This window comes from Nocardia ninae NBRC 108245 (genome assembly GCF_007990755.1).
Taxonomy (GTDB): Bacteria; Actinomycetota; Actinomycetes; order Mycobacteriales; family Mycobacteriaceae; genus Nocardia; species Nocardia ninae.
In genome coordinates, this window is sequence record NZ_BJXA01000150.1 from 1 (window position 1) to 8,414 (window position 8,414).

Sequence of the window (8,414 nt, forward strand, 5' to 3'; positions counted from 1 at the left end):
GCGAGTGCCAGGCGAACGGAATGTGGCACAGGTACAGCGCGACCAGGATCAGCAGCAGCACGATCGGATAGGTGACCAGCAGTGCTGCGGCCAGCGCGACGAGCACGAGCAGCCCGGCGGCGGCCTGCGGCGCCACCGACACCGACTTCATGGCCAGCGTCGGAATGGTGCTGACGCACAACGCCGCTGCGCAGACGGTCCACGCCGAGACCGCGTAGAAGCCGACCCACCAGCCGTCACCGAACACCTCGAACAGCGCGACCGGCACCATGGCGATGAGCGCGCCCGCCGGGGCGGGCACGCCGACGAAGTACTCGCGCGACCACTCCGGGCGGGTGTCGTCGTCCAGCAGGGTGTTGAACCGAGCCAGCCGCAGCACGATGCTCACCGCGAACAGCAGCGCGACGATCCAGCCCGCAGTCTCGCTGTGCAGCAGCGACACATAGAGCACCAGCGCGGGCGCGACACCGAAGGAGATGGCGTCGGACAGCGAATCCAGCTCCGCGCCGATCGCGGTGGTGGCGTCCAGCATTCGGGCCAGCCGACCGTCCAACGTGTCCAGCACGGCCGCGGCGCCGATCATCGCCAGCGCGATGTCGAGCCGGTTGTCCAGCCCGAACTTCACCGCGGACAACCCGGAGCACAGCGCGAGAATGGTCACCACGCTCGGCAACAGCCGGATGGGGCGGCGCCGCCGTCGCTGAATCGGAGCAGCCGCCTCCATCATGAAGCGGCGGGCGTCGACCCGAGCACCGCGAGGACGGTCTCGCCGCCGATGGTGCGCTGCCCCGGCTCGACCAGCAGCTGCGTGCCCGCCGGGAAGTAGGTGTCCACCCGGGAGCCGAAGCGGATCAGCCCGTAGGTGTCGCCGATCGTCAGCACGTCGCCGACCTGGGCGTCGCACACGATGCGGCGGGCGAGCAGGCCGGCGATCTGCACCACGACCACCTGATGCCCGGACGGGGTGTCGAGCACCATGGTGTTGCGCTCGTTCACCGCGCTGGCCTCGGGCAGATCCGCCGAACGGAACTGGCCCGGCTGATGCAGCACCGTGCGCACCACACCGGACACCGGGGTGCGCTGCACGTGCACGTCGAGCACGGAAAGGAAGATGCTCACCCGGGGCACGGGCTGGTCGCCGAGGCCCAATTCCACAGGCGGAGCGGCGGTATCGACGAGGGCGATCTCGCCGTCGGCGGGCGCGACAACGGCGCCGGGCCGGTTCGGCGGCACCCGGTTCGGGTGCCGGAAGAAGGTTGCGCACGCGGCCGCGGCGAACAGACCCGTCCGGCGCACCCACTTTCGCTTGCCGCCGAGGACAGCGACCGCGAGGGGTGCGGCGACGAACGGAAGCCCGGCGGGGTGCAGCGGGGGGATCGCATTGCGAACCAAATCGGCGACGTGGCCGACTCCGGTGCGTTCAGGCGTGCCGGGCGGCGTGGGACGGCGGGCCACAGGCTCCTCTTTCGTGCTAGATGCAGTCGGATTACGCCCTCCACGATAGGACCGGCGCAAGCGTTCACACCTTACGGGAAAGGAGCCTGTGGCACCGGTGCCGTCAGCTTCGGACTCGACGTCCCATCACCAGACCGACCAGGAACAGCAGCACCACCGCGCCACCGAGGCAGGTGAAGAAGCTGAACCAGAGGCCGGCGCCTTCGACATCGACACCGAACAACTTCAGTAGGAAACCACCGAGTAGGCCACCGACGATGCCTACGACAATGTTCAACAGGATGCCCTGCTGGGCATCGGTCTTCATGATCTTGCTGGCAATCCACCCGGCAAGACCGCCGATGATGATCCACCCGATAATCCCGAGACCGAGCATGGTGTCCTCGCAATCCGCGTTCTACCGTCCATGCGTACCTGGAACGGTTCACACATAGTTGGGGCATGCCGACAGGAGCAATCAGCATGCTAATCGCGGTATACCCGGGGTTTGTGAGAATACGCACGGCGAAACGCCGGATCTCCGGCTAATATGAGGGGGCCTCATGTCTACGGCTCCGTAGGTGGCGGTTGATGAGGGATCCATTTTCGATGCTTCGGGGACAACCCGGCGGCGGTGCCGCAGGTACATAGGAGACGCACATGGCTGCTCGAATCGCCCAGACCACCGGGGCAGAGCACACGGCGATCCTCGGGCTCGGCGTATACCGCCCGGTCCGAGTCGTCACCAACGACGAGGTGGCGGGGCCGATCAACTCGAGCGACGAGTGGATCCAGACCAGGTCCGGGATCAAGACCCGGCGCTTCGCCGGAGAATCCGAAACCGTCCAGAGCATGAGCGTCGCCGCGGCCAAGGGCGCGCTCGAGTCGTCCGGGATCGCGGTCGATCAGGTCGACTGCGTGATCGTCGCGACGTCGACCCACCTACTGCTCACCCCGGCCGCCGCACCGCGGATCGCGACCGAACTCGGCATGAACGGCTCGGCCGCCTTCGACGTCTCCGCGGGCTGCGCCGGCTTCTGCCACGCGCTCGCGCTGGCCTCGGACCTGGTCCGCGGCGGCACGGCAGGCCACGTGCTGGTGATCGGCGTGGAGAAGCTGACCGACACCATCAACCCGACGGACCGCTCCACGGCGTTTTTGTTCGCCGACGGAGCTGGCGCGGTGATCGTCGGTCCGTCCGACGAGCCGGGCATCGGCCCGACGGTGTGGGGCTCCGACGGCACCCAGCACCACGCGATCCGCCAGGACAAGGACTGGGTCGAGTTCTTCCGCGAGATCGAGGAGAAGGGCACCGACGCGGTGCGCCCCTACCTGGCGATGGAGGGCACGGCCGTATTCCGGTGGGCCGCACACTCGCTGGAGAAGGTCTGCCGCGACGCCATCGACCGGGCCGGGCTGTCCACCGACGACCTGAACGCGATGATCCCGCACCAGGCCAACGGCCGGATCATCGAGATCATGGCGCGGGTGCTGAAGCTGCCGGAAGACTGTGCGCTGGCCAACGACATCGAGGAGACCGGCAACACCTCGGCCGCGTCCATCCCGCTGGCCATGGAGGCGATGCTGCGCAAGGGCGAGTCCAAGCCTGGCGATACCGCGCTGCTCATCGCGTTCGGCGCCGGACTTTCCTACGCCGCACAGGTAGTGACGCTGCCCAAGTTCGCGATCACGGTGTAAACCGCAGAACCCACACGTTCGGATTCGTGCCGGGCGCGCATCAGCATCGCGCCCCGGCGCGAATTCAGCGCAGCCCCCAGGTGACCTTCACCGTGAAGGTCACCGTTTGCGTGCCCGGTTCCAGCGGAACCGATTGCGGCGCAGCGTCTTGCGCCGACATCTTGCTCGCGCTGTCGTCGTCGTGGCTGCTCGCCTCGGTAATGGTGTCGACCTCGGTCAACTGCACCCCGGCGAGCACCGCGTACTGCTCGGCGCGCGCCTTCGCGTCGGCGAACGCCCGGGCCCGAGCGTCGGCGAGCAATTGCGAGTTGTCGTCGATGGCGAAAGACACCGAGCGCAGCCTGGTTTCGTTGCCGCCCGCCTTGATCGCGCTGTCCAGCACGCCGGAGGCCTTGGTCAGATCCCGCACCACGACGCGGACCGAGTTGGTGGCGCGGTAGCCGATGACGGTGTCGCCGCCGTTCGGTCCGCCCGAGTACTGGGGCTGGATCGAGACGTCGGTGGTGCGCACGTCTTCCCGGGTGGCACCCGCGCCGACGACGGCGTCGGTCATCGCCTTGGCTTTGTCGTTGGCGCGGGCGATGGCGGCGGATACGGTCTCGGCGGTCACCTCGACGCCGAGGTCGGCGTTCAGGATGTCCGGAGCGCCGCGTACCTGGCCGCTGCCGACGACGGTGACGTGCCGTTCGGGTCCCGCGTCGTCGGTGCCGCAACCCGTCACCAGCACGGCGCCGATTGCCATCGCCGCCCCGGCCGCGGACCAGCGCGTCATTCGTCGCATACTCGGCAACTTACGCACCCAAGCGGCCGCGCGGAGCCCGAACACGCCGACTACCCGTGCGTCTCGGCGGCCTTCTTGATCTTGTCCAGCGTCTCGTGCATGCCGCGGACCAGGTCTTCCTCGAACGGCGCCTCGCCGCCGAGCGCGGCGTTGATCGACTTGCGGGAGAACCAGGTGGTGCCGTTGGGGAAGTCGCGGCGCTCGATCAGCCGGGTGCCCGGCTCGGTCGGCTCCAGCGTGTAGCTCCAGATCGCGCGGTTCTCGTTGATCTTGAAGGCGAACGCCTGGTTCGCCTCGTACCGCACGATGCGCGCGGTGGTCGGCCAATATTTCTTGCCGTCGGTGTTGAGGTTGAGCACCCAGGTGCCCGCCTTGGGCTTACCGAGCGGCAGCATCCGCACGCACTGCGGGCTGAACTCCGGCATCCGCTTCAGATCCGAGACCACCGCCCACACTCGGTCCGGCGGCGCGGCGATATCTATGGCGACTTCGAGGTTCTTCGGCAACGCTGCCTCCGGGATCCATGCGAACGAACCGACAGGGAGTCCGGCCGAGCGCGCTTGATGGGTAATACACATTTTAATCGGGAAGACAGTTGGGTCACATTCAGCATGTTGTCCGCTGATCTTGGTAATGGCCAGCGCACAATGCCGGATAGAAGAAGCAAAGACACTGCCTCCAGCTTTCCCGCCAAAAGTGAGGTGATCGGCCGTGAACCTGCGCTCCCTCTTACATCGCCGGCATGCGAACAATGTCCCGCTGCTACCCGCCATCGAGCCCGACGGCGGCCCACCCGCCCGCGACTCGTCCGCCGAGACCCTCGAGCGACTGCTCACCCCCACCGAACTCGACCTGATTCGCCACCACAAATGGTGACGCGGACCGGCCCGGCTGTCCGCCGGCAGTGAAAGCCGACGACACGGTTTGTACCGACGTTCATACTCGTTAGGTGACTTCACCCGCTGCCACGAAACCGGCCATCTTGAGCGTCGACGACGATCCTGGGGTTTCCCGAGCGGTCGTGCGCGACCTGCGGCGCCGCTACGGCGCCGACTACCGGATTCTGCGCGCGGAATCGGGCGCCCAGGCGCTCGACGCGCTGCGTGAGATGAAACTGCGCGGCCAGCCGGTCGCCGTCTTGATCGCCGACTACCGGATGCCCGGCATGGACGGCATCGAATTCCTCGAGCAGGCGATGGACCTGCATCCCTACGCGCGCCGGGTACTGCTGACCGCCTACGCCGACACCAACGCCGCGATCGACGCGATCAACGTGATCGACCTGGACCACTACCTGCTCAAGCCGTGGGACCCGCCGGAGGAGAAGCTGTACCCGGTGCTGGACGCCCTGCTCGACGCCTGGCGCAGCAGCGAGCACCGGCCGATCACCGAGACCAAGGTGGTCGGCAACCGCTGGTCGCCGCGCTCCTCGGAGGTGCGCGAATTCCTGGCCCGCAATCAACTGCCCTACCGCTGGTACCTGGCCGACGAGCCGGAGGGCGCGCGACTGCTGGAGGCGGCGGGCGCCGATCCCGAGCGCTGTCCGGTGGTGATCACCGCGACGGGCGAGGCGCTGGTGCAGCCGTCGGACAGCCTGCTCGCGGAGAACGTCGGGCTCACCGTCAACGCGACCGGCGACTTCTACGACCTGATCGTGGTCGGCGGCGGGCCCGCGGGTCTGGGCGCCGCGGTGTACGGCGCCTCCGAGGGCCTGCGCACGGTACTGGTGGAGCGCACCGCGACCGGCGGGCAGGCCGGGCAGAGCTCGCGCATCGAGAACTACCTCGGGTTTCCGGATGGGGTGTCCGGTGGTCAGCTGGCGGATCGGGCGCGGCGGCAGGCCGCTAAGTTCGGCGCGGAGGTGATCACCACCCGCGAGGTGGTCGGGCTCGAGGTGAACGGTTCCGCGCGCACGGTGCGGTTCGCCGACGGCGGCAGGCTCTGCGCGCACACGGTGATCATCGCGACCGGCGTCGACTACCGCCGCCATCCGGCCCGCGGCGTGGACGACTTCACCGGGCGCGGTGTGTATTACGGGTCCGCGATGACCGAGGCCTCGGAGTGCGCCGACCGCGATGTGTACATCGTCGGCGGCGCGAACTCCGCGGGGCAGGCGGCGGTGTTCCTGTCGCGCAACGCGAAAACGGTCCACCTGGTCGTCCGGTCCGGCTCGCTGGACAACTCGATGTCGCACTACCTGGTCCAGCAGATCGCTCAGATTCCGAACATCCAGGTGCACACCAACACCGAGGTCACCGCCGCCGACGGCGACGACCACCTGCAGCAGATCGTGTTGCGCGACAACGTGTCCGGTGTCGAGGAGAAGGCCGAGGCGGAGCGGCTGTTCCTGTTCATCGGCGCCGCACCGCAAACCGACTGGCTCGACGGCGTGGTCAAGCGCGACGAGGCGGGCTACGTGCTGGCCGGCCCCGATCTGCTCGTCGACGGCGCGCGACCGGCCGGTTGGGAATTGCCGCGCCCGCCGCATCATCTGGAGACGAACGTGCCCGGCGTCTTCGTGGCGGGTGACGTGCACGCCGACTCGGCCAAGCGCGTCGCGTCGGCGGTCGGCGAGGGCGCGATGGCCGTCATGCTCGTGCACCGGTACCTCGCCTGAAACAGGAGGCTGGCAAGTGAATTCGAATGAGACGGCCGGGCGCAGCAGCCGATCGGTCTGCGACCCAGCGGAATTGCGCACCCTTTTCCTGTTCGAGAAGCTCGACGACGCACAGCTGGACCGGCTGTGCCGGGACGGGCGGATCGAAACCATCGAGCCCGGCGTGGTTTTCCACGAGGGCGAGCCGGCCACCTGCTTCTACGTGCTGATAGACGGCGAGATCGTGCTGACCAAGCTGTCCGGCGGCACCGAGATCGAACTGGTCCGCACCCAGCACCACGGCGCCTACTCGGGCGCCTGGATGGCCTACATCGGCGACAAGGTCGACCAGACCTACAACGGCACGATGAAGGTGACGCGCCCGTCCCGGTTCTTCGTGCTCGACGCCGCGATTTTCGCCGACATGATGCACGAGTGGTTCCCGATGGCGGTGCACCTGTTGGAGGGCGCTTTCTTCGGCAACCGGAATGCCAACGCGCGCGTCGGCCAGCGAGAGCGGCTGCTCGCCCTCGGCTCGCTGTCCGCGGGGCTCACGCACGAGCTGAACAATCCGGCCGCGGCCGCGGCGCGCGCGACGTCCGGTCTGCGCGAACGGGTCGCCGGTATGCGGCACAAGCTGGCCATGATGGCCGACGGCAAGTTCGATACCGCGTCGCTCGGCGCGCTCGTGCGGCTACAGGAGGAGGCGGCGGCCCAGGTGGCCAAGGCGCCGGAGCTGACGCCGATGGAGGCCGCCGACCGCGAAGACGTGCTCGGCGAGTGGCTGGAAGAGCACGGCATCAGCGACGGCTGGAATCTTGCGCCGAACTTCGTGCAGGCCGGTTTCGACGTCGACTGGCTCGAACGGGTGTCGGCAACCCTGGAAGGCTGCACCGAGCAGGTGCTCCAGGGCGCGATCCGCTGGCTCAACTACACCATCGAGACCGAGCTGCTGATGAACGAGATCGCCGACTCCACGACGCGCATCTCGTCGCTGGTCAACGCGGCCAAGCAGTACTCCCAGATGGATCGGGCGCCGTTCCAGGTGGTGGACATCCACGACCTGCTCGACAGCACCCTGGTGATGCTCAGCCGCAAGATCGGCGACGGGGTCGAGGTGGTCAAGGATTACGACCGCGCGCTGCCCGAAGTGCCTTGCTACGCAGCGGAATTAAATCAGGTGTGGACCAACCTGATCGACAACGCGGTGTACGCGATGAACGGCCGGGGCACGCTCACCATCCGCACCAGGCATGAAAACGACTGTGCCGTCATCGAAATCGGTGACTCCGGTCCCGGGATTCCGGAGGAGGTGCGCAGCCGGATCTTCGAGCCGTTCTTCACCACCAAGCCGATGGGCGAGGGCACCGGCCTCGGCCTGGACATCTCGTTCCGGATCGTGGTGAACAAGCACGAGGGTGACATCCAGGTCGACTCCGAACCGGGCAACACCCGATTCACCGTCTGGCTGCCGCTGCATCGCACGCCGGACGAGCCGGCGGCGGAGAATGCCGAACCCGAATCCACCGTAGGAGGTCAACGATGACGCAGGAGTTCGAGGGCATCGATACGGCGGTGCCGCCCACCGGTACCGGTTGTGTGGAATGCGAAGCGTCGCAGGGTTGGTGGGTGCATCTGCGCCGCTGTGCCCAGTGCGGGCACGTCGGCTGCTGCGACAGCTCGCCGGACCAGCACGCCAGCCAGCACGCGAAAGACACCGGCCACCCGTTCGTGCAGAGCTTCGAGCCGGGCGAGGACTGGTACTGGAACTTCCGGACCGAGGAGATGTACGGCGACGGGCCGGAACTCACTCCGCCGCACAGTCACCCCGCCGATCAGGGTGTGCCCGGCCCGCGCGACCGGGTCCCCGCGGACTGGCAAGCACACATCCACTGAGCCGCGCCG

At 67.8% G+C, this 8,414-nt stretch carries 10 protein-coding genes; 5 read left to right on the forward strand and 5 right to left on the reverse strand.

Annotated features, from left to right (window positions below; translation table 11 throughout):
* The 3 genes from NN4_RS43855 to NN4_RS43865 form a co-directional block, all read right to left on the reverse strand.
* Positions 1 to 724 (reverse strand): CDP-alcohol phosphatidyltransferase family protein (locus NN4_RS43855; RefSeq protein WP_147144204.1); only part of this gene is annotated, 724 nt, incomplete at its 3' end.
* Positions 724 to 1,455, reverse strand: a complete 732-nt coding sequence (locus NN4_RS43860; protein ID WP_147144207.1) for a phosphatidylserine decarboxylase — start codon at positions 1,453 to 1,455, stop codon at positions 724 to 726. The genes NN4_RS43860 and NN4_RS43855, both read right to left, overlap by 1 nt.
* A 103-nt stretch (positions 1,456 to 1,558) precedes the next feature.
* Positions 1,559 to 1,831, reverse strand: a complete 273-nt coding sequence (locus NN4_RS43865) for a GlsB/YeaQ/YmgE family stress response membrane protein (RefSeq protein WP_147144210.1) — start codon at positions 1,829 to 1,831, stop codon at positions 1,559 to 1,561.
* Between the two features lie 263 nt (positions 1,832 to 2,094).
* Between NN4_RS43865 and NN4_RS43870 the strand changes: the two genes are divergently transcribed.
* On the forward strand, positions 2,095 to 3,132 hold the full coding sequence (locus NN4_RS43870) for a beta-ketoacyl-ACP synthase III (protein ID WP_147144212.1): 1,038 nt from the start codon (positions 2,095 to 2,097) through the stop codon (positions 3,130 to 3,132).
* Between the two features lie 64 nt (positions 3,133 to 3,196).
* On the opposite strand, the gene NN4_RS43875 is transcribed toward NN4_RS43870, so the two are convergent.
* A complete protein-coding gene (locus NN4_RS43875) occupies positions 3,197 to 3,913 on the reverse strand; it encodes an SIMPL domain-containing protein (RefSeq protein WP_371865858.1) in 717 nt (238 codons plus the stop codon).
* Positions 3,914 to 3,963: 50 nt separating this feature from the next.
* Positions 3,964 to 4,419, reverse strand: coding sequence for an SRPBCC family protein (locus NN4_RS43880; protein ID WP_147144218.1), 456 nt, complete (start codon positions 4,417 to 4,419; stop codon positions 3,964 to 3,966).
* 205 nt (positions 4,420 to 4,624) lie between these two features.
* Between NN4_RS43880 and NN4_RS45575 the strand changes: the two genes are divergently transcribed.
* The 4 genes from NN4_RS45575 to NN4_RS43895 all read left to right on the forward strand — a co-directional run bounded on the left by NN4_RS45575 (position 4,625) and on the right by NN4_RS43895 (position 8,405).
* Positions 4,625 to 4,789 (forward strand): hypothetical protein, encoded by a 165-nt coding sequence (locus tag NN4_RS45575; RefSeq protein WP_186818920.1) that lies wholly within the window; start codon positions 4,625 to 4,627, stop codon positions 4,787 to 4,789.
* 73 nt (positions 4,790 to 4,862) lie between these two features.
* Complete coding sequence (locus NN4_RS43885; RefSeq protein WP_147144222.1) at positions 4,863 to 6,530, forward strand: NAD(P)/FAD-dependent oxidoreductase; 1,668 nt, start codon at positions 4,863 to 4,865, stop codon at positions 6,528 to 6,530.
* Positions 6,531 to 6,546: 16 nt separating this feature from the next.
* Complete coding sequence (locus tag NN4_RS43890) at positions 6,547 to 8,055, forward strand: ATP-binding protein (protein WP_147144225.1); 1,509 nt, start codon at positions 6,547 to 6,549, stop codon at positions 8,053 to 8,055.
* Positions 8,052 to 8,405 (forward strand): UBP-type zinc finger domain-containing protein, encoded by a 354-nt coding sequence (locus tag NN4_RS43895; RefSeq protein WP_147144228.1) that lies wholly within the window; start codon positions 8,052 to 8,054, stop codon positions 8,403 to 8,405. Before NN4_RS43890 ends, NN4_RS43895 begins: the two co-directional genes overlap by 4 nt.
* The last annotated feature ends 9 nt before the right edge of the window (positions 8,406 to 8,414 follow it).

What these genes read in the sequence shown, in the direction of transcription:
- NN4_RS43870 (WP_147144212.1), top strand. Translation starts at nt 2,095, where the DNA reads ATGGCTGCTCGAATCGCCCAGACCACCGGGGCAGAGCACACGGCGATC.
- NN4_RS43875 (WP_371865858.1), bottom strand. Translation starts at nt 3,913, where the DNA reads ATGCGACGAATGACGCGCTGGTCCGCGGCCGGGGCGGCGATGGCAATC.
- NN4_RS43895 (WP_147144228.1), top strand. Translation starts at nt 8,052, where the DNA reads ATGACGCAGGAGTTCGAGGGCATCGATACGGCGGTGCCGCCCACCGGT.
- NN4_RS43865 (WP_147144210.1), bottom strand. Translation starts at nt 1,831, where the DNA reads ATGCTCGGTCTCGGGATTATCGGGTGGATCATCATCGGCGGTCTTGCC.